We start from the raw sequence: 23,351 nt of genomic DNA on the forward strand, positions 1-23,351 counted from the left end.
AGGAATTAAACATGAGAGACCTCCAGAACAGGGAACTTAGAAAAAGCAGGATTAAAGAAAGTTTTTTTTCTACAAATTGCATAGATAACTCTTATAAGTTTGTTTACAACTGCTATCATAGCTTTCTTATAACTGCCAAAGTTTTTCTTCTTACGTATAAAATAGGATCTGAAGTAAAAATTCCATTTTACTACACCTACCGCCATCTGGAAAAGAACATTTCTGAGAAAGCTCGACCCTTGCTTAGATATGCTCATCTTAGCTTTATACTTACCAGATTGTTTTGTTACTGGGTCTGTGCCCGCAAACTTTATGAGCTTTTTGGCATTAGAAAATCTTTTTACGTCTCTGATTTCAGCCAAAAAGAGACTTGCAAGTTTAGAGGAAATACCTTTTATAGAGGAAATGAGCTTAATTTGTTCTTGCTGGTCTTCATCCATTTTCTCTACAAGCATCTCTTCAAGCTTTTTTATTCTTGGCTCAAGGAAAAAGAGTTTTTCGATGTAGATGATAAGAGTTTGAGAGAGATAAGGATTGTCAACCCCGATAGAGTTTTTAGCAAGGTTTATGACTTCATCGGGAGAAAAGGAAGGGGTTTTACCTTTAGGAACAGAGGATTTAATAATTTCGGAAATTTCATTTGGTTTAGCTTTTTTAAGGGTTTTAGCAGAGGGGAATTTAAGGAGTATGTTAAGGAAGGAGTGGGAGTAAATATTAAAGTGCTTTTCAGCTTCTGGGAAAAGAACAGTGAGGGCGTATTTGATTTGAGTTTTAGCTTCAGCAAGTTCATGTTTAAGTTTTTGGATAAGACGAGAAGCACTACGGAGTTCAGAGTTTTCAGGATAGGATTTAAGGAATTCAGGGTTATTAAGAGCGAAGAGTGCAAGGATTTTGGCATCTTTTGTGTCGTATTTAGAGGGGTTGTTAGCGGAGATAAATTCAAAGAATCTGTGGACGATTTTAGGGTTAAGGATGAAGGTTTGGATATCTTTTTCAACGAGGAAGCAGTAAAGGGGGATGTGGAACCTACCAGAGGATTCCATAACAACGATAGGGTCAGAGAGGGTTTTGAGAAGGTTAAAGAAATCAGAGAAGCCTTGAAGAGACATAGAGAGTTTGCCGGAGGAGAGGGTTTTAGCTTCATGGTTAAGGATGCAGAAGTGGAAGTTATCTTTAGAAATGTCAACACCGATGTAATGGGTCATGATGCTACCTCCTTTTTAAGATTTTTGTCCCTCACACCATCCTCCCGAGTAGCTGGGGCTTTGGTAGCCCAACCAACTTATCGGGTGTTGAGGGACAGAGGGACATACTCCTTAAGAGGCTCAAAGGCCTACCAAAAATGGAGTCCCTGTCCCTCTCTAACTTATAAGCTTTTGTTTTATTATACAAAACAAAATGTGTTAAACAAACCTTAACATAAAAATTGCAGGAGGAAAAGATGGAGATTTTAAAGGATTTTTTACTTGGGTTTAACTATTTTGTCGGTTTTTATTATTTTTCTTTAAACAGTATTTATACCCTGCTTTTAGTCCTATCTTTTTTGTCTATTCTTGATTATTTGAAATATCTTAGGTTTTATGATTTCCAAGAGTTAAAGGTTTTTCCACAACTTCCTCCTGTAAGCTTAATCATTCCTTTTTATAACGAAAAAGAGGTGATTTTAAGGACGATAGATTCAGCTTTAACCCTTGATTATCCTTATTTAGAGATCATCTTGGTTAATGATGGTTCTACAGATGAAACCTTGGAGGTTTTGATAGAAAAATTAAACTTAAAGAAAATACCTTTTTTTATCTACAGGGAAAGGATAAAAACTTCTAAGGTAAGAGGAATTTACCGTTCTTTATCTTATCCTAACCTTGTGGTCATAGATAAAGAAAGGGGAGGTAAATCTGACGCTTTAAACTGTGGGTTAAATTTTGCTCAATACCCCTATGTTTGCACCGTTGATGCAGACAGTGTGCTTGAAAAAGAGTCCCTTTTAAGGTTAGCGAGGAAAATCGTAGAAAGCGATGTCCCTGTGGTAGCTTTAGGCGGTGTAGTTAGGGTTTTAAATGGGGTAAAGTTAAAGGAAGGAAATATTTTAGCCATAGAACTTCCTAAAAAGGCTTTACCTCTTTTCCAGATAGTTGAATATATCAGAGGTTTTCTTTTTGGAAGGCTTGGTTGGGAAAGGCTTAAAGGGACTTTTATCCTTTCAGGTGCCTTTAGTCTTTTTAATAAGGAAGCCTTGTTTAAAGTAGGTGGTTTTAACAGTATTACCGTTACAGAAGATTTTGAAATAATAGTAAGGCTACACAAACATTTTAGAGAGAAAAAAGAATCCTATTACATAGGTTTTATCCCTGACCCTGTCTGTTGGACTGAGGTTCCAGAAACTTTATCTGAGTTATCTAAACAAAGAAGAAGATGGCACCTTGGGTTATTACAAACCTTTTGGTTGTATAAGCATATGTTTTTAAATCCAAGATATGGCAGGATAGGATGCCTGGTTATGCCCTTATATTTTTTTGAAGCGGTGGGTTCGGTGGTTGAGACCATAGGTTATCCTACGGTTTTTTTGAGCTACCTGTTTGGGATTTTAAGCTTTGAGTTCTTAGTTTTATTTTTAGTTTTAGCGATAGGCTATGGGGTTTTTCTTTCTGTAGGAGGTATTTTTTTAGAAGAAATGAGTTTTAGAAGATATCCTCGATGGACTCATGTGTTTAGGCTTCTTTTGTATGGGGTAGCAGAAAATTTTGGATATAGACAGATAACCAGTTTTTTTAGGTTCCAAGCAACGATACAGTTTTTATTAGGTTATAGAAAGTGGGAGGTCGTTAAAAAGTCTGGAAGAGCGACTCAATATGAAAGCTAATGAATATTTATCTCTTGGACAAGAGGCTTTAAACAGAAAGGACTATCAAGAAGCAGTTAACCTTTTCAAAGAAGCTATAAACCAAGGGGAGAAAAAAGAGGTATGGGCTGGACTTGCCGAGGCATACTATCTTTTAAACGATTTGCCATCGGCTATTTGGGCTTACCATAAACTTCTTGAGATAGACCCAGAAAACGAAAAGGCCAAGCTTAAAATAGAAGAGATTGCCGAGCAACTAAAGACATTGCAGCCTAAAAAGTCAACCCAGCGGATAAAATTTAAAGCTGAAGAAGATTTCCTCTGGATTAAAAGGCAAGAGCGTTGGGAAAAATTTTTTATTAAAGGGGTTAACCTTGGTCTAAGTCTTCCTGGTTATTTTCCCGGAGAATATCCTATTAAAATGGAAACCTATTTAAAATGGTTTAGCCTTATTTATGAGATGGGGGTAAACACCATAAGGGTTTATGCCCTTCAATCTCCTGGATTTTACCAAGCTTTGTTTGAATTCAACCAGGATGAGCCTAAACTCTTTTTGTTGCAAGGAATATGGTATGAACCTGAAAAGGCAGAAGACCTTGAGGATGAAAGGTTTTTAAAAAGACTAAAGGAGCATCTAAAAGATGTAGTTGATGCTATTCATGGAAATACCACTTTACCAGAAAAACCAGGGTTGCCTTCAGGAAGATATCTATGGGATGTCTCCCCCTATTTATTAGGATATCTTTTTGGAAGGGAGCCTGAAGCCTGCTTAGTCAAAGCTTATAACGAACTTTATGAAAGAAAAACCCAAGATTTTTATGGAAAATATCTTTATGTAGAAAAGGGAAATCCTTTTGAGGTTTGGAACGCAAAAATTTTAGACCACCTTTTAACCTATTCTTATGAAACCTACCAGAGTATACCTCTTGTTTCAGTAGTAAACTGGATTACCCTTGACCCTTTAGAGCATCCTACTGAATCTCACATAGAAGAAGAAGAGGCCTTTTTTACAGGAAGAAGACCTAACCTTAAAAGATGTAATGAAAACGAGGACATGGAGGTTTTTGATACTTTTAAGATAAAAAGTAGTTTTAACTGTTTTTTTTCTTCTTATCATATTTATCCTTACTACCCGGATTTTATGAACTATGAATTTTTAGAGGAAAAACGACCTTATTTAGCCTATCTTAAACGTTTAAAAGCGCGTCACCAAGGACAGGCTTTGGTGGTTGCAGAGTTTGGAATACCAACCAGTAGGGCTTCAGCCCATTGGCACCCACATGGCTGGACCCATGGAGGTAAAAACGAAGTTGAGCAAGGCAAAATTTTAGTAGAAATGATAAAAGACATAAAAGAGGCAGGGTATGCAGGTTATGCGATTTTTAGCTGGACTGATGAATGGTTTAAAGTAAACTGGCTTTTTATGAACTATTACTTACCGAGAGACCGAAAACGTCTTTGGTTTAACCTACAAGACCCTGAAGAAAACTATGGATTGGTTGAGGTTTATCCAGGTTATCCTAAGAAAAAAATCACTTTAGAAGGGAATCTTAAAGAATGGGAAGACGCTTTTACCGTTTATAAAACAAACAAATCCCTAACCCAAGAGGGAGAGATAAAATCAATAAGATTAACCCATGACGAAGGGTTTTTATACCTTTTGATAGAAACTTATAAAAAGATAGATTTTAAAAAGGTAAATTTTTTGGTGGGAATAGATACTGGATATCAAGAATATGGAGAATTTGTCTTTCCTTTGGATATAGACCTTATTTCTCCTGTGGGACTTAAGTTTTTAATTCATCTTGCAGGAAAAAATAGTTCAAGAATCCTTGTTGCCTCTGCTTATAATAAAATGCTTTCTCACGGTAAGTTTTTTTCTCCAAAGAAAGAGGTATTTCCTCAGAAAAGTTTAGAAGGAAAATGGAGTTTAGTCTTGTGTAAAACTAACATGAGACGTATAACCAAGGATTTTAAGAGATTTTTTGGTCCCAAATTTTTTAATTTAAGTATGTTAAGGTTTGGTAGCCTTAAACCTGAAAGCAAAGATTTTAACTCTTTAGCAGATTTTTATGTTAAAGATAATCTAATAGAGGTAAGACTTCCTTGGGAGCTTTTAAATTTTTCTGACCCAAGCTCAAGAAAGATGTTTTGGAAAGAAGGAAATAATCTATATAAACAATCTGACGGGATAAGGGTGGTAGCGATAAGTTATAAGCCTGACCTGGAAAACCCTCCCAGGGCTTTAAAACTGTTAGACTTTGTGCCTCAACCTTTTACTAAAGAGCAGGTTAAAACCTATTTATGGGATGGATGGGAGATGCCTTCGTTTCACACCCGCCTAAAAAAGAGTTATTTTATCTTAAAAAGGTATTTGAAAAATGAAGAGACTTAAAAGAAGAGATTTTTTAAAGATATTAGCCTTGTCAAGTCTCGGTAGTTTTTTTGATACTTCTGCGGTTTTTTCTGAAAACCTCAAAAAAACCTATCAAGAAGAAAGTTTTCCTGTTTTACTCTATCACGAGATAGCCTATGAACCTCTTACCGATTATACCGTTACTCCAGAGGATTTTTTCTCTCAGATGGAACTGCTTTATTCTTTGGGATTTAAAACTATATTACCTGATGAGATACATACAGCTTTGACAAAAAAACAAAGAAAGGTAATAATTACTTTTGATGATGGCAGTTATACCTTTTTAGAATACGCCTATCCTGTGCTTAAGTCCTATGATTTTAAGGTAGTGATGAACGTGATAGGAAGTAAAGTAGGTAAAGGATGGTTTATAAGCTGGGACGAATATAGAGAAATAATGAAGGATGGACTACTTGAAATAGGTTGTCATAGCTATGATTTTCACTTTCTAAATTGGAGCAAAAAGTTAACTTTGAAAGATTTTGAGAGAGACCTTACAAGATTTAAAGAAGAAGCCTACAAATATTTAAAAAAAGAAGTTACCATTTTTTCTTCTCCTTTAGGAGAAACTTTAACAGAGGGGCATGTTAAGGTTTTAGAAAAACTTGGGTTTAAATATATATTTATTTCAGAAGGTAAAACCTTAAAGAGCACCTACTATAACCCCAATTTAAATCAAAGACTTATCCCAAGGTTTAACTTAAATCACTATTTTAACCTGCAGGATTTTAAGAACTTGGTAATGAAAGGAGAGGCCCTATGAGAAGGTTCCTATGGTTAGTTTTAGCCTGTTTGGTTGGTTTTTATTTAATGAAAGGTTGGGTTTGGGCAGAAACGATTCCGTCAGTTTCACAAGATGAAACCAAAGCCCTATCTTTGCAACATAAAACAGCAGGAGATGAGTGGTTTAAAAAGGGTGATATGAAAAACGCCGCCAAGGAATATATAGAGGCTTTGAAGCTTTATAAAAATTATGAAATAGAAGACATTGTTACCATGGCTACCAGGATTTCCTGGGGCGGCAAACTAAAGGAGGCAGAAGAGATCCTAAGGGAGGTTTTAAAAAAGGAACCTCAAAACCGTAGGGCTAAACTACAGCTGGCAAGGGTTGTTTCTTGGCAAGGAAGGCAGATAGAGGCCTTAAGCCTTGTTGATAGTCTTCTTAAAAACGACCCAAACGACGAAGAAGCCTTGTTGGTTAAGGCAAATGCCTTGAGGTTTTTAGGAAGGGCGGATAAATCCTTAGAGATATACGACCAGATCCTTGCCAAAAGGGAAGATTTTGACGCTAGATTAGGAAAGGCTTATTCCTATGCTAACCTAAGGATATCTTCTAAAGTAGAAGAAAACGCTAAACTTTTAAAACCGCAGTATCCTTATCAGAAAAAAGACATAGATGACCTTGAAACTTATAGAAGGTCTCTTTTTAATCCTGCTGTTTTTACAGGTTTTTCTTATTTTCAGGATACAGATGAAAACGAGGTTTATACTTATCGTTTGGGTTTTGAAACCTATCTAAAGGACCTTAGGATAGTAGGTAATTATTTTTATCGTGAAGGGTCAGACAATCTAAGAACAGCCTACTCAGATGAACTAACCTTCGAGATAGGTAAAAGGTTTACCCAATCTTTGTGGGGTTATGTAAACTTTGGTATTTCTCAGGCTAAAGGAGACCAGGATTTTGTAGTCGGTGGTGCAGGATTAAACTTATTGGTCTGGAGGGGGACTACTGGAATTTCTTTTAACAAGAGCGTTCTTATCGATACAGCAGAACTTATGGAAAACGGTATTAAGATTTCTACAGTAAACTATTTTATCGACCAGGTGATAACCGACCGTATCTCTTTATATGCTAATTATAATCATCGTTGGTATTCAGACGATAACCAGGCAGATTTTGTTCAAGCCTCAATCAGATATAAGCTTAAGTTTGGTAATCCTTTGGTAATCCTTGGATATAGAGCAGTTTATTTAGATTTTAAAAAACAAATGAGAAACGGATATTTTGATCCTGATGATTTTTGGTCAAACCAGGTGTTTTTGACAGTATATTATGAGACACCAAAAATGTATGTTTATTTAGAGCCTTTTATCGGACATCAGACTTTTAGACGTAATGGGCTTTGGTCCTATGATAAGGCTTATGGAGGCACAGGCACATTGGGTGTTAAGCTAAAAGAGAATTTGAGTGTGGAGATGTCCTTAGAGGGTGGAAATTATGCTGCAGGCACAGCTTCAGGCTGGAAATACTATCAGACAGGTTTTTTGATAAAATATGTTTTTTAAATGAGGACCTTTGATGTATATAGCCAGAAAGCCGGTTAATGGTGGTTATGAGTATAGCCTTAAAAAATCTTATTATGACCCGCCTTATTGGAAAAGTAAACTGATCTTAAACTTAGGGACCGATCCAGCAAAGTACATTACTTATTATAGTGAAGTTGCGTTTTCTATAGATTTAGAGGAAGAGTTAGCTAACTTAGGATATTCTACAGACCAGCAAGAATTAGAAAACCTGTTTTTTAGGTTTTTAAACCCTGAAACCCAGAGAATTATAAGTCAGTTTACCAAACCCAAAAGTATAAAAAGGTCGGAAAAACCGGTTAGTTTAGACCTTTTTCATCCTTTTGATGTGAAAAGGTATATAGTTTTAAAACTTGGGGTCCTTGAGCCTGAAAAGTTTCTTTCTTATCCTTTTCCGTTTTTAAAAAATATCATTAAAAAATCAAGGGATGAATTAGAAAATTTTTTCTGGGATATGGAAGATGAGTTAAACCATAGAGAAAAAATGAAATATGTAAGGGCGATTTTTGGGGTATTAAAGCTACCATATCAGATGAGAGAGGAAGAGGTAGACGACTTGTTTTTGAAAAACCTTTGTCAGGTTTTAGAGGACGAGGATTTTAGGATGGGTTTAACCAAAGAAGAAGTTTTATGCACCTATTTTTGCAGGTATATTTGGTTATACTTTGATAACAAACCGAGGTTTTATCAAAGAGAGAATCTTTATAAAACCTTTTATGAAAGGATTTATGTTGAGGCTGCCTATTATCTTGGAGTTTCGATAGACGAGATAAAAAGGGCCAACAAAAAAGAGATATTAATTCTTTTTAGGAAGATGGCTAAAGTGTTACACCCTGACCAAGGGGGGTCTAAAGAAGGTTTTATAAAACTTAAAAAGGTGGTAGAAGAACTTCTCAAACTTAAGAAAGACTAAAAGATTTCGTCTATAAGTTTTATTCCTATTTCTTCCCAGTCATCTTTGCCGTAGATAACGATCTTTGATTCTAAGCTTCCGTCTATAAAACTTAGGTCTTTTTGGATCTCTTTAACCTTTTCTTTAGAAAGTCCTGTAATCAGAAAAGCTCTACCTTCTTCTCCTCCTATCTGTTTAACCCGATGGATGATTTCAAAACCTTTAAGTTTACACACATTGGACCTATCTTCTGTAGTGATAGAAATTCCTATCAATTGGTAGCCGTTTACGATAAAAAGGTCAAGTTCAAAAGGTTTAGAGTCTTTTTGAGCCTTAAGAGAAAGTCCAAACTGAAGTTTTTCTTTAAGTCCAAGGTCTTCAAGTTTGTCTTTTAGCTCTCTATATACATACCATTCAAGCCAGAGTCCGTCCAAAAATTCTATAGAATCTTTGACCCTTCGTTTAAGCGCATCTTTACCTAAGTTTTCAGGAGGGATCCAAAGGGTTTTCCCTACGGTAAGTTTTTTCTCCTCAGGTAGACTCTCAAGCACCTTCCAGATAAAATCAGGGGTAGATAGTTCTAACTTTTCTATATATTCTTTTATCTCTGGTTTTTTTAGATGGTCTTTAAATCTTTTAGCTGTTTTAAAAAGATCTTTGTCAGCTTTAAAGATTTTTCTAAATGGATTTTCAAGCCAAGATAAAAACTCGTCTATTCGTTTTTCTTCAATTACTAAATTTTTGATAGCCTCTAAGGTTTCTTTAAACTCAAATTCTTCCCAACTCTCAACTTTTAGTTTTTCATAAAAAGAAAGCCTGAGCAAAGTTTTAATCTCAAGAAAAAAGTAATTCCGTAAGTCCCCTATTACCGGGAATATGTCGCCGTTGTCATATACCAGTTTAAAACGCCTGGTATCTAAATAGGAAGCAGAAAAGCGGTCTTTATAAAGGTTTTTAAGGTAGTTGTAAATCGCAACTACCATAGGTTTAGTTCCTGGTTTGTAATTTAGATGAACCTCGTCAAATTTTTCCCAAATACCGATAGTATCAAGGTCTTCTATAATCTGTTGAACATTGCCAATGTCTTTTAGAGGGACAAACAACACTTGATTAGGGCTTAAATGAAGTAGCTGTTTTACTCTTTCAGCATAAGCTTGGGTGCCCTTTTGTTCCTGGTTATCTTCAGAAAAAATGAACACAAAATTTTTATACCGATGGAAGGTTTTAAAATAAAGAGGGATTATATAGTTAGCTAAAGGATTGGTACCTATCAAAAGAACTAAAGCCTTTTTATCGTGAACTAAAGTTTTTCCTACCAAAGAAGCACTCTTTCTAAGAGGTTGGGATACATTTTTAAATAAATAATCTCATAATATTATAACTTGGTTAAAAAAAAGTTCAATCAGCAGGCTTTAGGGTATACTCAAAAATTTTCTTTTGGTTTGAGTAAATAGATGGTATATTTATTAAAATTAAATGGTAATTAGACCTAAAGGGGAGGATAAATTTTGAGGGTCGGATTTAGCTTTGACCTACATCGATTGGTTGAGGGAAGGCCATTAAAACTCTGCGGAGTAGAAATACCTTTTGAAAAAGGACTTTTGGGACATTCAGACGGGGATGTAGGGCTTCACGCCTTGATAGATGCTATGCTTTCTGCGGCCAATCTTCCTGACATAGGAACCCTTTTCCCTGATAAGGATCCGAGGTATAAAAACATAGACAGCTCTAAACTTTTAAAACAAGCCCTTTTAAGGGTAAAAGAACAGGGTTATGGTTTGCAGCAGATAGACCTTACCTTTGTTTGTGATCAGCCTAAACTAAGCCCATACTATGAGGCTATGAGAAATCGTTTAGTTGAACTTACAGGAATTAGTCCCTTAGACATAGGGCTAAAGGCTAGGACTGCTGAAGGGTTTTTTTTAGGAGAAAATAAAGAAGCTATCGCGTGTTTTTGTTTAGTAGTGATGAAAAAGATTGATTAAATTTTAAAAAAACAGTAATTAGACTTGTTTTTTTGTTTTTATGTGTTATTTTTAACGATTAAGATAGAAGGATGAGGGTTTCAAGAGTCCAATCCTCTTGTCTTTCAACTTCTATCAATTTTTCAAAAAATAAGGAGTTTAGCTATGCGTAAGGTTCAGTTAGGAGATGTAGTAAGCATCCATTGTGTAGGTCAGCTAAAAAACGGTGAGGTTTTTGAAAACACCTATGATGGTGAGCCGTTTATTTTCCAGGTGGGTTCTGCTGAGATTATTCCTGGACTTTCAGAAGCGGTGGTTGGTATGGAGGAGGGGGAAGAAAAAGAAGTGCTTATCCCTTCAGAAAAGGCTTTTGGACCAAAAGACGAAAACCTTGTTAGGTCTATTCCCAGGGAAGCCTTAAGTTTAGACGTAACCCCTGAACCAGGGTTAATGTTAAACCTTATCGTAGATACCCCTCAAGGAGAAATGACTTTCCCGGCTACTATTTTAGAAGTTACTGAAGAAGAGATAGTTTTAGACTTAAACCCACCTTTAGCAGGAGAAGATTTAATCTTTAAAATCAAGTTAGAAAAAATCCTTACTCCAGACGAAGAAAACATCATCCTTTAAACTACCTTAAGGCTCTGCCTTTTAAAAGGCAGAGCCTTAAATTTCTTTCTAACTTTTTTAAGATTTCATTCTTTCTGTTTTTCTGTTTTTCTGTTTTTCTGTTATAATTTAAAATCATGGAAAACTTGATTGAACTTTTAAGAAGTTTTTTGTTTATCTTTGTAGTTTGTATCCCCACGGTTTTATTAGCCATCAGGCTTAACATATCTCCTATCATCGGATTTTTAATAGCAGGGGTTTTGATCGGTCCTTCTGGGGTAGGTCTTTTAAAAGACGCTCATCTAATAGAAACCTTAGCTGAAATGGGTGTTATTTTTTTAATGTTTACTATCGGTATTGAATTTTCAATAAAAAAATTGATAGCCTATCGCAATGAAGTCCTTTTTACCGGATTTCTTCAGGTATCGTTTACCGTAGTTTTAATAGTAATTTTAAGCTTGGTTTTCCTAAAGATACCTTTATCAAACGGAATTTTTTATGGATTTCTTGTGGCTATGAGCAGCACAGCTTTGGTCCTTAAGATGTTGATGGATAGGGGAGAAATAAACACTCCTTACGGTCGTTCTGCCTTTGGGGTTTTAATTTTTCAAGATTTAGCTGTAGTATTTATCATACTTATTTTGCCTGTTCTGGCGGGTAAAGACGCTCATTTAGTTAGACTTTTATTTTCTATAGCTAAATCTTTTGGTCTTCTTATGTTTTTGTTTTTGGTAGCTTATTATGTGGTCCCTTATTTATTCCATCAGATAGTTAAGACCAGAAGTCGTGAACTTTTTTTGATGACCATTTTAGCCCTTGTCTTGGGAACTGCTTTTTTTTCTTATAAACTAGGCCTTTCTCTTGCCTTAGGTGCATTTTTAGCCGGAATGGTGATTTCTGAATCAGACTATGCATACCAAAGTATTGCTGAAATCAAACCTTTAAAAGACCTACTTATGGCTATATTTTTTGTCTCAGTGGGGCTCTTGGTAAATCCTAAGTTTCTTTGGGAACACTTTTTAACCACCTTTTTGTTATTGGGTGCCATCCTTGTAGTTAAATTTTTGGGCATTTTTTTAGCAACCCTTTTGGTAAATAAAACCTTAAGGGTATCTCTTTTAACCACCTTTTATCTTTTACAGATAGGAGAGTTTTCTTTTGTTTTAGCCTTAGAAAGCAAAAAGTTTGGTCTTATCTCCGAGGAATTTTATCAAGTTTTTATCGGAGCTTCTATCGTTTCTTTATTTATAACCCCCTTTTGGATACAGTTCAGCCACAATATAACCGACTTTATTTTATCCAGGGTTTCTCCTAAGCTTTATAGGCGTTATCAGAAAAGAAAGTCTCTTATAAAAGAGGATAAAACAATTTTTAAAGACCACACGATAGTTGTAGGGTTTGGGGTAGCGGGTAAAAATGTCGTTTATGGTTTAAAATCCCTAAAAATCCCTTATGTAATCTTAGAGATGAACCCTATTACAGTTAAAAAGTATAAACAAAAGGGAGAACCTATATATTTTGGAGATGCTACCAACAGAGAAATCCTCTTAAAATTTGGAATAAGAGAAGCTAAAGCTTTAGTCATTTCTATGAGCGATGTTATAGCTGCTCGTAAAATCGTTTCTATAGCCAGAAAGGAAAATCCTCAGCTTTATATCATCGTAAGAAGTAGGTTCGTAGCCGAAATAGAAGAATTAATAAAGTTAGGGGCTGATGAAGTAATCCCAGAAGAGTTTGAGGTATCTATAGAGATTTTTGCAAAGGTTTTAGAGACATACAAGGTACCTCGAAATGTTATTTATGAGCTTTTAGATAATCTAAGAAGTAAACATTACAAAGCATTTAGAAGCATTCAGGATTTAAAGTTTGAAAACTTAGAGAACTTTGAGTTTTTAAAGGAAGTTAATACTCAAAACTTTTTGGTTAAAGAAAATAGCAGGTTAGTCGGAAAGTCTATAAAAGATATAGCCCTTAGGACTAAAACAGGTGTTACCATTATCGCCATAAAAAGAGGTCTTGAGATCAAGGTAAACCCATCCCCAGAGGAAAGGATAGAAAAAGGGGACGTTTTAATATTGATAGGAAAAGAAGAGGATCTTAGTAAGGCATTAATTTACTTAAAAGAATTTGAAACTTAGTTTTTATGTGTAGGAGGTTTCTGTAGATGGAAGGGATAGAGGTTCATACTTTATTTTTATATATTGGCATTATACTCCTTTTGGCGAGGTTAACAGGGGATGTTTTTGCAAAGTTTGGTATCCCCTCAGTTATAGGAGAAATCTTAGTAGGGGTGTTTCTTGGGCAAAGCCTTTTGGGGTTAGTTCCTGTTAATAAGGCAATTCAAATTTTGGCAGAGCTTGGGATAATCTTTTTATTGTTCCACATAGGATTAGAAGCAGACCTAAAACAACTAAAAAAAGTAGGCCTCTGGGCTTTAGGGGTGGCTTTTGTCGGGGCATTTTTCCCTTTATTGTTTGGTATTTTTATTTCTTTTTATGTATTGAAACTAAACTTAATAACCAGTCTTTTTATAGGAGGTACCCTTACAGCTACCAGTATAGGAATAACCGTAAGGGTGCTTGAAGATTTAGGAAAATTAAACGAAAGGTTTGCCCAAATAGTTTTAGGGGCAGCGGTGCTTGATGACATTTTTGGAGTAGTATTACTTTCTGTGCTTTTTGAGTTTGCTAAAACCCAGACGATTGAAATAACACATACGATTTGGTTTGTGATTTACATTGGCACTTTTTTTCTTGTAGCCCCGATTTTAGGGAAAATTTTTGCTTATTTTATATCTTTTGTAGCTAAAAGGTTGGCTACCTTTGATTTTGTACCGCCTGTAGTAGTAGCCTTGATGCTTTTTTTTGCTTATGCTGCCCATCAGATAGGTTCTCCGGAAATTTTAGGTGCTTTTACTGCAGGGATAGCTTTTTCTCGTAGGTTTACCATACCTTTTGCTATGAGCTTGCAAACAGACAAAGAAATTATCCATAGGATAGAAGAAGCCCTTAATCCGTTGATTTGGGTGTTTACTCCCATCTTTTTTGTTTATATAGGGCTCCAACTTAATCTAAAGGTTATAGACTTTTTATCTCCTACCTTCTGGTTTTTAGGAATAGCTCTTTCAGTAATAGCAATTTTAACAAAGTTGGTGGTAGGGCTGGTAGTGAAGGGAGATCTTAAAGAGCGCTTAAGCGTAGGTCTTTCTATGGTACCAAGGGGTGAGGTAGGACTTATCTTTGCTGAATTTGGAAGAATGAGCGGAGTTTTTGATGAGATGCTCTATGCAGTGATAGTGTTTGTTGTTGCGATAACCACCTTTCTTCCTCCTCTACTACTTAAGGTTATTTGGAAACAACCTCAAAATTCTTAAAACTTAACCTTTTTTGAAAATAAAGAACTGGCATTTACTCAAAATTATTGTATTATTTACTTATGATATTAATACATGTTTGCTGTGGTCCTTGTCTACTTTACCCGTTAGCTTGGTTTAGAGAAAGAGGAATAGAGGTAGTAGGCTATTTTTATAATCCTAACATTCATCCTTATCGAGAGTTTAAGGCAAGGATAAAAGCTTTAGAAGAGGTAGAAGCTTTAAAGGGGTTAAACATCCTTTGGGATAAGAACTATGGTCTCAGATGGTTTATTAAAGAAACTTTGATGGTTTGGGAAAATCCTCAAAAAAGATGTGAGCGTTGCTATGTAGTTCGCCTTAAACAAACGGTAAAAAAAGCCTTAGAGCTAAAGGCAGAGGCCTTTACTACTACCTTACTTTATAGTATTTATCAGAGACACAACCTTATAAGGGAGATAGCCGAAGACCTAAGCCATAAATACAAGATACCCTTTTTTTATGAGGACTTTAGGAAGGGATACCAACTTGGCCAGCAAGAGGCTTTAAACATCGGGATTTACAGACAGGCTTATTGTGGATGTGTTTTTAGTGAAGAAGAAAGATATTCTAAAACACGAAAAAAAGAGTTAAACAAATCTCTAAAAAAGGAGGAATAGACCTATGGTTTTTAGGGATTATCAGGCCTATTTACAAAAAAAAGAAGAACTTACTCAAAAATTATTGGGGAAAATCGGTTGTATCGTTGAGTTTAACGGGTTTGTAAGAGAATATGACTTAAAAGAAGGAAAGGTTGTGCCTGCAGAAGGATTACATATTAAAGAAGAGGTTTTTAACCATCTGGAAGACATAAGAAAGGAAACCATAGAAAGGTTTGGTCTGATAGAGGCGATCATTTATCATAATCAAGGGTTTTTAAAGGTTGGAGATAGGGTGACAGGGTTTGCTATCTTTGCAAAACATAGACATGAAGCCTTTGAGGCTTTAGAGCATTTAATAACAGAAATCAAGAAATACCATTAGGGTTTTTATGAGTAAGAACCCTTGGTTTGACAGCTGGGCTAAAAAGGCAAAAGAGGCAGGATATCCTGCCCGTTCGGTGTATAAACTGATGGAAATTCAGGAGTTTTATCATCTGGTTAAAAAAGGAGACAAGGTGCTTGATTTAGGGGCTGCTCCAGGGTCTTGGTCAAAATACCTTTGTAAGCTGGTAGGGAAAGAAGGAAAGGTAGTAGGGGTTGATTTACAAGAGATAAAAATAAACTTTCCTAATTTTTATTTTTTACAAAAAGATGTTTTTGAATTAACCAAGCAGGACTTTTTAGCCTTAGGGATAGAAGAATTTGAAGTAGTAGTTAGTGATATGGCACCTAAAACCACCGGAGATAAATTTGGAGACCATGTAAGGTCTGTAAGCTTGGTAGAAAGGGCCTTAGAGTTAGTTTTAGTGGTTTTGAAACCTGGTGGGCACTTTGTAGCTAAGGTTTTTGAAGGACAGAAGTTGCCTCAATTGAAAAAACAAATTGAAAAATGTTTTAAAAGTGTTAAACTTTTTAAACCCAAGAGCTCAAGAAAAGAAAGCAGAGAGATGTTTATCATAGCCCAAAACTTTAAAACCAAGACCAAACCGAGGTTAGATGAAGATTTTACACAGTTCTGATTGGCATTTAGGTAAAACCATCGCTAATAAAAAATTAATAGACTATCAACTTTCCTTTTTTGAGAAAGAGTTTATCCCACTTATCAAGGAGTTAACTCCTGACCTTCTTATAGTTTCAGGTGATATAGTAGATAAGCCTAATCCTGATTATGAGACTTTAAAAGGGTACAAAGAAGTCCTTCACATGATAGCCTCAACCGGGGTTCCTACCCTTTTTATCTTAGGCAACCATGATTCTAAACGAATTAGCCTTTTTAAAGAATTTTTAGAGCTTGGTAGAATTTATTTAGTGGATGATCTATCTTTTTTTCTTAAACCTTTTGTCTGGGAAACCTCTGAGGAAAAGGTTTATTTTTATGTAATGCCTTATCTTTCGGTATTTGAGCTGATATCTAAGGTTAAAGAAATCTTTCCTAAGGAAACCTCAAAGCTTTTAGAAGAAAAAAGCCAGGTCTTTACTTTAGACCTCTTAAGTTTACTTTTTTCAAAATTAGAGTTAACAAAGCCTGCTGTTTTCGTAGGGCATTTAGCAGTAGACAGTGCTGTTTTTTCAGGAGAAGAGGTATCTAAAAGTAGATGGCAACTAACCTTAGGAAACGAAGAGGTTTTACCTACAAATCTTTTAAGCAGGTTTGACCTTAGTCTTCTTGGTCATCTTCATAGGCTTCAGTCTCCTGCACCTAAGGTGCTTTATTCGGGATCACCACTTCCTTATAGTTTTGAAGAGGCCGGTTATCAAAAAGGGATTTGGTTTATTAAGTTTGAAAAAGAAAATTTTACAGCAGAACCTTATTTTTTAGACCCTCCATACAGATTAAAAACCTATGAAGGATATTTTAAAGACCTTATGCTTAAGAGAGATGAAAGTTTTGTGCGGGTGGTCTTAAAGGATGAAACCCCGGTTCCTCATCCTTACGAAAGGTTAAGAAAGGTTTTTCCTAACCTTATTGAGCTTAGGTATGAAAAACCTGTCGAGCCTCAAGAAAAGGACTTCAGTCTTTTGGATGTTAATAACTGGGCTTTGGATAAAGGGCATGCTTTAGACGAGAAAGAGCTTTTTCGTAAGTTTTATAGGTTTGTAGAGGGTAAAGAGGTAGAGGCTTATCTTTTTGAGGCTTTTGTTGGTTATTTAAAAGAATTTGCAGAAAATCAGGAGAAAAAACTATGAGTTTAGAAGGGATTTTGGTTTTGTTAGGGATAGTAGTTGTATGGTTGGTTTTGATCAAGGTATTACCTAATTTGGGAATACATGGATGACAAATTCCCTTTCCTCCAGAAGGAGGAAATAAAAACCATAAAAATCACAAAAAGGAGGGACAAAATGCCGGTAAAAGCGATAGTAGCAGGTGCTGCAGGTAGGATGGGGAAAACGATTATCAACCTTATTTTTAATAATCCTGAGATAGACTTGGTAGGAGCTTTTGAACATCCTGAACATCCTGCGGTAGGAAAAGATGTGGGAGAGGTTGTAGGTTTGCCTAAAACAGGGATTGTTTTAGAAGGTTCTTTAGAAAAGGTAATAGAAAAAGGGGATGTTATTATAGATTTTACTTTTCATAAGGCCTCTTTAGAACACATAAGGCTAAACGCTAAATACAAAAAGGCTTATGTGCTTGGGACTACCGGTTTTAGCAAAGAGGAGCTTGAAGAAATCCATAGCTTAGCTAAGGAAAACTTTCCTTTAGTCCAAGATTACAACATGAGTATGGGGGTCAATCTTCTTTGTAAGTTAGTAGAGATAACCGCCAAGGTATTTGCCGAAGGTTATGACATAGAAATCATAGAGGCCCATCATAGGATGAAAAAAGACGCACCCAGTGGGACGGCTTTAAAGCTGGCTAACGTAATAGCTCAGGCTTTAGGAAGAACTGAAAAAGACTATCGGTTTTGTAGAGAAGGGATTATCGGAGAAAGGCCAGCTAAGGAAATTGGAATCCAGACTATAAGAGGAGGAGACATCGTAGGAGAACACACGGTCCTTTTTGCTGGTATAGGAGAGAGGATAGAGCTTACCCATAAAGCAAGTTCAAGGGAAACCTTTGCCAGAGGAGCTATCAAAGCGGCCATCTGGGTGGTAGGAAAAACCCCTGGGGTTTATGGTATGCAAGACGTGCTTGGGCTAAAAAATCTTTAAAAGGAATAAAAGGCTATGGAAGAAAAAGGTTGTCCTACTAAAGGAGCTCAATCCTTAAAGGAAGAGTTAAAAAAACATACTGGATTAAGGGATGTTAGGTTTGTTTTGGCGGTGGGTAGCGGAAAAGGTGGTGTTGGTAAAACCACTGCCTCAACCCTTCTTGCCCTTGGTTTAAGGGCTAACGGATATTCTGTAGGACTGTTTGATTTGGATTTTTATGGGCCTAATGTTAATTTAGCTTTGGGATTAAAGGATAAGTCCCCTTTGGTTGAGTTCGGAAGGATAAAACCGGTTCTTGGGCCTTTAAACCTAAAGGTTATGAGCCTTGCTCTTATGGTTTCTGAAAAAGAGCCAGTTTTTATGAGAGGCTTGATGGCTTCTAAGCTTTTACAAGAGCTTGTGGGAAAGGTAGAATGGGGACCACTTGATTTTTTGGTGCTTGACCTACCTCCTGGCACTGGAGATATCTTTCTTACAATGTTAGACCTTTTCTCTCCAGAGGGGTTTGTGTTGGTTACCACAGCCAACAAGATGGCTTTAGCCGATGCCTTGCGGACAATGGGTATTTTAAAAGAAAAAGAAGTTCCGGTTTTAGGGGTGATAAAAAATTTCGCAGGAATTTTTGATCAAGAAGAGGCTTTTCAAGCCTTTTTGGAAAAAACTAAGCCTCCTTTTGTTTTTGAAATTCCTTTTATAAAGGAGCTTTCTTCTTTTGAAGACGTTAGTAAGTTGTTTCAGCTACCTGAAAAAAGAGATTTTTTACAAGGTTTAGTAGACCAGGTGCTTGAAAGAGCGTTATTTAGGATAAGGTAAATGGGGATTTATACTGAGTTGGTAGAAAAAGCCATTCCTTATTCTAGGGCTAAGAAGATAAAAAGGATGGTGTTAGGGATTCATTATACGATGGTTGAGGTAGAAAGATTAGGGGCAGGGCTTGCCTATACCCTTTTACCTGAAATAAAGAGTTGTTGTGAACTAAACGACAGTATAAACTTTTGGAAAATGCCTGCGGATATAGCGATAAAGGGTTATCTTTCTAACAATCAAGTTGAGGTAATCGTTGGACTTGCTACCATCAATGCCGTTTTATCTTCTAAAAAAGAAAACTTTAAAAACAGCTTAGAAGGAGACCTTTTTCTTGAGCTGAAACTTGGCTATCGCGATGAAGTCCTTATGATAGGAAGGTTTGACCCGGTTATTCGTAAACTACAAGGTAGGGTTAAAAAAATTTGGGTATTAGAAAAAGAAGAAGATATGAAAAGTTTTTCAGTAGCAGATATAAAGGATAGGCTTAAGTTAGTAATTATTACTTCATCTACTTTGGTTAACAAAACCTTAGAGGACTGTTTAGAGAGTCTTTATGGAGTGCCTGAGGTGGTGTTGATGGGGCCGAGCACCCCTCTTTGTCCAGAGGTTTTTCGGTTTACTCCGATCACCTGGCTTTGTGGGGCAGTGGTAAAGGACCCTGATCAACTTTTTACTAAGATTTGTGAAGGAAAAGGGGCCCAAGCTTTTTTTAAGGCTGTAGGCCCCAAGCCTATACTTGAAAAAATTAATTTAAGGGTTAAAAAATGAACCTACGCTGGTTTCTCCAACCTAAGGTTTTTATCGGGATACTTTTGTGGGTGCTTTTAAGTTTAAGGATTTATCCCACAGATTTAGAAAAAACTTTATGGCATTCAGGTAAAATACTGATAGGAAGCGGTCTTTATGGGTTAGGTATTACGATAATTTTTAACGGGCTTTTGGCTAAATTTACCAAAAAAAGCTTAAATCGAGACCAGTTTTTAAAAATGGCCCTTTGGTTAGCTGTATTGACCGCTGTAGGAGCTAGTCTTGAATTTTACTTTGGAATGGGGAAATGATAGGGGTTTTTGATTCTGGTTTAGGCGGACTTACGGTAGTAAAGGAGCTTTTGACAAAACTTGAAGGTTATAAGATAATTTATTTCGGAGATACTGCAAGGACCCCTTATGGCACCAAAAGCGCAGAAACTGTTACCCGTTATGCCATAGAAAATACTAAGTTTCTACTAAAGCTTGGTGCTAAAATAGTAGTTGTTGCCTGCCATACGGCTTCAAGTACCGCTATGTCTGTTCTTAAACAGACTTTTTCTGAAGTTCCTTTTTTTGAGGTGGTCACTCCTTCTATGGAAAAAGCCCTTAGTTTGACCAAAAACAAGAAAATAGGCTTGATAGGCACCCGGACTACCGTAGCAAGTAAGGTTTATGATAAACTTTTTGCTAAACGAGACCCAGAAATAAAGCTTTATTCCAATCCTGCTCCACTTCTTGTACCGTTAATAGAAGAGGGTTGGCTTAAAAAGCCGGAAACCCGTAAGATAGTAAAAAAATATCTCATCCCTCTTAAGATGAGAGGGATAGATACTTTAATCCTTGGGTGTACCCACTATCCTATCATAAAAAAACTAATCCAGGAAAAGGCAGGAAAAAGGATAAAACTGGTTGACCCTTCAGAAGAAGTAGCACTTAGCGTGGTTAAATATATAAAAGAAAATCCAGAGTTTAAGCCTAACCTACAGCTTAACGGTCTTGAAATCTTTGTTTCAGACCTTACCCCTTACTTTGGGAAAATTGCAGAGATGTTCTTAGGAAGAAAGGTTGAACTAAAAAAGGTTGCTTTAGAGGAGATAATCAACGCATAAAAATTGCAGGAGAAAAGAAATGAGTTACCTTGCAGACCTTGGAGAGGTTTATCTTGCTCCGAATTATAAAAGAGAACCTTTGGTTTTTGTTAAAGGAGAAGGGACTCGACTTTTTACAGATAAAGGGGAAGAATATTTAGATTTTACCGCAGGTATTGCTGTATGTAATCTTGGTCATGCCCATCCTCAATTAGTGCAGGTGTTAAAAGAACAAGCAGAGCTTTTATGGCATACTTCAAACCTTTATTACACCGAGCCCCAGGTAAGACTTGCTAAAAAACTGGTAGAACTTTCCTTTGGAGACAAGGTTTTTTTTGCTAACAGCGGGGCTGAGGCAGTCGAAGCAGCCTTAAAACTTGCAAGAAGATGGGCTTATCAAAATTTTGGAAAGAAGAAACATAAGTTTATCGCCCTTAAGAATTCCTTTCATGGAAGAACTTTTGGGGCCCTTTCTGTAACCGGTCAGTCTAAATATTGGGAAGGTTTTGAGCCTTTAGTCCCGGGGGTGGTTTGGGTTGAACCAAACGACCTAAAAGGACTGGAAGAGGCTTTTGACGAAACGGTTTGTGCCATCATCATGGAGCCTATCCAAGGGGAAGGTGGAATAAACCTTTTAACCCAAGAGTTTATCTACAAAGCTAAAGAGCTTTGCCAAAAATATTCAGCTTTACTGATTTTTGATGAAATCCAGACCGGGTTGGGAAGAACTGGAAGGCTTTTTGCTTATGAACATTTTGGGATAGAACCAGACGTTATGTGTCTTGCTAAGGCCTTAGCTAACGGACTTCCTCTTTCAGCCATGATAGCTAAAAAAGAGATAATAGATGTTTTAACCCCAGGAAGCCATGCCTCTACCTTTGGAGGAAACCCCCTTGCTTGTGCTGTAGGCTGTAAGGTATTGGAAATAGTATCAGACCCTACCTTTCTTGAAGAAGTAGATCTTAAAGGCAAGATTATCCAAGAAAAAATAAAGGCCTTACACAAAAAGTATCCGGAAATAATAAAACAAGTTAGAGGAAAAGGTTTATTGATAGGGATTGAGTTTGTCATAGAAGTAAAACCTGTTTATCAAGAGCTTTTAAAAAGAAGAATTTTAACTACTACCCCCAAGCCTAATGTTTTAAGACTTTCGCCTCCGCTTATCCTCAACTACCGAGAAATAGACTATTGTATCCTTCAGTTAGAGGAAACTATAGAGGCACTTAAACCTTAGTTAAAGGTGAAAAAACTTAAGTTAGTTTTCCTGGACCTTCCCCAGAATAAATACAGCATTAACGCCCTCTTAGGAAGCTTAGAAACCAAAGAAGAGCTCCTTTCTGAAATAGAAGTTTCTTTAGCTAAAACCAAAGAAGAGTTGCTTTTAGAGCTTTCCGAAGGTATAAAAAAACATCCTCTTGTTTTAGCCTGTTTTTCCTTTTTTACTACTCAGGTTTGGACAGTATTACCTATCATTCAAGAAGTAAAGGCTCTTTATCAAGATAAAGTTGTTGTTTTTACAGGAGGTCCTCATTCTACCGGAGATTTTAAAAGGGTAATTAAGGTAGGTGCAGATGTGGTGGTTTTAGGAGAAGGGGAGGAGGCCTGGATAGAGGTTTTAGAGAGAGTTTTAAACGATAAATCTTTTGAAGATGTAGAAGGTATAGCTTTTAAAGATAAAGAGGGAAAAATAAGGGTGAACCCCCGAAGCCATCAAATAGACCTTGATAGATTTTTGCCTTTTAGCCCTAAGTTTAAACGTTTCGGTCCTTTAGAGATTACCAGAGGTTGTCCCTTTGGTTGTAATTTTTGTCAAACCTCACGGCTTTTTGGAACAAAAGTTAGGCACAGGTCTTTAGATAAAATTTTAACCGCGGTAGAATTGCTTTTAAAAAGAGGACTTAGAGATATAAGGTTTATTACCCCTAATGCTTTTTCCTATGGTTCAGAAGATGGGAAAACTATAAACTTAGAAAGTCTTGAAACCTTATTAAAAGAAATCAAAGCCTTGGTAGGAAATCAAGGTAGGATTTTTTTCGGAAGCTTCCCCTCTGAAGTAAGGCCTGAACATGTAACCCCTGAGACTATTTGTTTGGTAAAAACCTATGCATCAAACGATAACTTAGTAATAGGAGCTCAAACAGGTAGTCCAAGGATGTTAAATCTTTGTAGAAGAGGCCATACCGTAGAAGATGTCTATCGAGCAGTAAGATTAACCATCGAATCAGGCTTAAAACCTAAAGTAGACTTTATTTTTGGTCTGCCTGAAGAAACAGAAGAAGACGTTCTTCAGACGATAAAGGTTATAGAAGACTTAGTTGGAATGGGTGCGGTGGTGCATGCCCATACCTTTATGCCTCTTCCTCAAACCCCTTTCTTAAACAAACCTCTTGGTAGACTTCCAGAAACCTTAGTTAAACTGATAAAATCTTTGGTAGGTAAAGGACTTTTGTTTGGAGACTGGGAGGCTCAACAAAGTTTTTCTCAAAAGATTTATGAGTATTTTAAAAGTTCCCCTTAGGCTAAAACCTTGCCTAAGG

Annotated in this window: 23 protein-coding genes; 21 read left to right on the forward strand and 2 right to left on the reverse strand. The window is 36.4% G+C overall.

The features are described from left to right. Nucleotides 1-5: 5 nt before the first annotated feature. Nucleotides 6-1,205 carry an IS110 family transposase gene (locus F1847_RS00330; protein WP_150071129.1) on the reverse strand — a complete coding sequence of 400 codons (1,200 nt, stop codon included), beginning with the start codon at nucleotides 1,203-1,205 and terminating at the stop codon, nucleotides 6-8. Between F1847_RS00330 and F1847_RS00335 the strand changes: the two genes are divergently transcribed. Genes F1847_RS00335 through F1847_RS00360 form a run of 6 tightly spaced genes read left to right on the forward strand, consistent with a single transcriptional unit; the run spans nucleotide 1,161 to nucleotide 8,472 of the window. Beyond that, nucleotides 1,161-1,418 carry a hypothetical protein gene (locus F1847_RS00335; RefSeq protein WP_150071130.1) on the forward strand — a complete coding sequence of 86 codons (258 nt, stop codon included), beginning with the start codon at nucleotides 1,161-1,163 and terminating at the stop codon, nucleotides 1,416-1,418. The genes F1847_RS00330 and F1847_RS00335 overlap by 45 nt on opposite strands. 23 nt (nucleotides 1,419-1,441) lie before the next feature. Beyond that, entirely contained in the window at nucleotides 1,442-2,860 is a 1,419-nt protein-coding gene (locus F1847_RS00340; protein WP_150071131.1) for a glycosyltransferase, read from the forward strand. Beyond that, the gene (locus tag F1847_RS00345) at nucleotides 2,850-5,234 is read left to right on the forward strand and encodes a tetratricopeptide repeat protein (RefSeq protein WP_150071132.1); all 2,385 of its coding nucleotides are present in this window, start codon (nucleotides 2,850-2,852) and stop codon (nucleotides 5,232-5,234) included. Before F1847_RS00340 ends, F1847_RS00345 begins: the two co-directional genes overlap by 11 nt. Further along, nucleotides 5,221-6,018 (forward strand): polysaccharide deacetylase family protein, encoded by a 798-nt coding sequence (locus tag F1847_RS00350; protein ID WP_150071133.1) that lies wholly within the window; start codon nucleotides 5,221-5,223, stop codon nucleotides 6,016-6,018. Before F1847_RS00345 ends, F1847_RS00350 begins: the two co-directional genes overlap by 14 nt. Continuing rightward, nucleotides 6,015-7,541 (forward strand): M48 family metallopeptidase, encoded by a 1,527-nt coding sequence (locus tag F1847_RS00355; RefSeq protein ID WP_150071134.1) that lies wholly within the window; start codon nucleotides 6,015-6,017, stop codon nucleotides 7,539-7,541. Before F1847_RS00350 ends, F1847_RS00355 begins: the two co-directional genes overlap by 4 nt. A 13-nt stretch (nucleotides 7,542-7,554) precedes the next feature. Beyond that, the gene (locus tag F1847_RS00360) at nucleotides 7,555-8,472 is read left to right on the forward strand and encodes a hypothetical protein (protein ID WP_150071135.1); all 918 of its coding nucleotides are present in this window, start codon (nucleotides 7,555-7,557) and stop codon (nucleotides 8,470-8,472) included. Here F1847_RS00360 and F1847_RS00365 read toward each other — a convergent pair. Next, complete coding sequence (locus F1847_RS00365; protein WP_150071136.1) at nucleotides 8,469-9,770, reverse strand: DUF1887 domain-containing protein; 1,302 nt, start codon at nucleotides 9,768-9,770, stop codon at nucleotides 8,469-8,471. The genes F1847_RS00360 and F1847_RS00365 overlap by 4 nt on opposite strands. Before the next feature lie 189 nt (nucleotides 9,771-9,959). Between F1847_RS00365 and ispF the strand changes: the two genes are divergently transcribed. The 15 genes from ispF (at nucleotide 9,960) to F1847_RS00440 (ending at nucleotide 23,332) form a co-directional block, all read left to right on the forward strand. After that, the gene (gene ispF, locus F1847_RS00370) at nucleotides 9,960-10,436 is read left to right on the forward strand and encodes a 2-C-methyl-D-erythritol 2,4-cyclodiphosphate synthase (protein WP_150071137.1); all 477 of its coding nucleotides are present in this window, start codon (nucleotides 9,960-9,962) and stop codon (nucleotides 10,434-10,436) included. Nucleotides 10,437-10,580: 144 nt separating this feature from the next. After that, on the forward strand, nucleotides 10,581-11,045 hold the full coding sequence (locus F1847_RS00375) for a peptidylprolyl isomerase (protein WP_150071138.1): 465 nt from the start codon (nucleotides 10,581-10,583) through the stop codon (nucleotides 11,043-11,045). Between the two features lie 116 nt (nucleotides 11,046-11,161). Further along, complete coding sequence (locus tag F1847_RS00380; protein ID WP_150071139.1) at nucleotides 11,162-13,162, forward strand: cation:proton antiporter; 2,001 nt, start codon at nucleotides 11,162-11,164, stop codon at nucleotides 13,160-13,162. Nucleotides 13,163-13,188: 26 nt separating this feature from the next. Further along, entirely contained in the window at nucleotides 13,189-14,397 is a 1,209-nt protein-coding gene (locus tag F1847_RS00385) for a cation:proton antiporter (RefSeq protein ID WP_206202411.1), read from the forward strand. Nucleotides 14,398-14,459: 62 nt separating this feature from the next. Next, the gene (locus tag F1847_RS00390) at nucleotides 14,460-15,035 is read left to right on the forward strand and encodes an epoxyqueuosine reductase QueH (protein WP_150071140.1); all 576 of its coding nucleotides are present in this window, start codon (nucleotides 14,460-14,462) and stop codon (nucleotides 15,033-15,035) included. Nucleotides 15,036-15,039: 4 nt separating this feature from the next. Further along, nucleotides 15,040-15,399: a molybdenum cofactor biosynthesis protein MoaE gene (locus tag F1847_RS00395; protein ID WP_150071141.1), complete on the forward strand. Its 360-nt coding sequence runs from the start codon at nucleotides 15,040-15,042 to the stop codon at nucleotides 15,397-15,399. 7 nt (nucleotides 15,400-15,406) lie between these two features. Further along, nucleotides 15,407-16,036: an RlmE family RNA methyltransferase gene (locus F1847_RS00400; protein ID WP_150071142.1), complete on the forward strand. Its 630-nt coding sequence runs from the start codon at nucleotides 15,407-15,409 to the stop codon at nucleotides 16,034-16,036. Continuing rightward, on the forward strand, nucleotides 16,014-17,204 hold the full coding sequence (locus F1847_RS00405; protein ID WP_150071143.1) for an exonuclease SbcCD subunit D: 1,191 nt from the start codon (nucleotides 16,014-16,016) through the stop codon (nucleotides 17,202-17,204). Before F1847_RS00400 ends, F1847_RS00405 begins: the two co-directional genes overlap by 23 nt. A gap of 153 nt (nucleotides 17,205-17,357) precedes the next feature. Continuing rightward, nucleotides 17,358-18,170 (forward strand): 4-hydroxy-tetrahydrodipicolinate reductase, encoded by an 813-nt coding sequence (gene dapB, locus F1847_RS00410; RefSeq protein ID WP_150071144.1) that lies wholly within the window; start codon nucleotides 17,358-17,360, stop codon nucleotides 18,168-18,170. 15 nt (nucleotides 18,171-18,185) lie between these two features. Beyond that, a complete protein-coding gene (locus tag F1847_RS00415; RefSeq protein WP_150071145.1) occupies nucleotides 18,186-18,983 on the forward strand; it encodes a P-loop NTPase in 798 nt (265 codons plus the stop codon). Beyond that, entirely contained in the window at nucleotides 18,984-19,745 is a 762-nt protein-coding gene (locus tag F1847_RS00420) for a Rossmann-like domain-containing protein (RefSeq protein ID WP_150071146.1), read from the forward strand. It abuts the gene before it with no gap. Beyond that, the gene (locus F1847_RS00425; RefSeq protein ID WP_150071147.1) at nucleotides 19,742-20,035 is read left to right on the forward strand and encodes a hypothetical protein; all 294 of its coding nucleotides are present in this window, start codon (nucleotides 19,742-19,744) and stop codon (nucleotides 20,033-20,035) included. Before F1847_RS00420 ends, F1847_RS00425 begins: the two co-directional genes overlap by 4 nt. Further along, a complete protein-coding gene (gene murI, locus F1847_RS00430) occupies nucleotides 20,032-20,835 on the forward strand; it encodes a glutamate racemase (protein ID WP_150071148.1) in 804 nt (267 codons plus the stop codon). The genes F1847_RS00425 and murI overlap by 4 nt, the downstream gene beginning before the upstream one ends. A gap of 19 nt (nucleotides 20,836-20,854) precedes the next feature. Beyond that, nucleotides 20,855-22,048 carry an aspartate aminotransferase family protein gene (locus F1847_RS00435; protein ID WP_150071149.1) on the forward strand — a complete coding sequence of 398 codons (1,194 nt, stop codon included), beginning with the start codon at nucleotides 20,855-20,857 and terminating at the stop codon, nucleotides 22,046-22,048. Nucleotides 22,049-22,054: 6 nt separating this feature from the next. Then, nucleotides 22,055-23,332: a TIGR04013 family B12-binding domain/radical SAM domain-containing protein gene (locus tag F1847_RS00440; protein ID WP_150071150.1), complete on the forward strand. Its 1,278-nt coding sequence runs from the start codon at nucleotides 22,055-22,057 to the stop codon at nucleotides 23,330-23,332. The last annotated feature ends 19 nt before the right edge of the window (nucleotides 23,333-23,351 follow it).

Source organism: Thermodesulfobacterium sp. TA1 (assembly GCF_008630935.1).
Classification (GTDB): Bacteria; Desulfobacterota; Thermodesulfobacteria; order Thermodesulfobacteriales; family Thermodesulfobacteriaceae; genus Thermodesulfobacterium.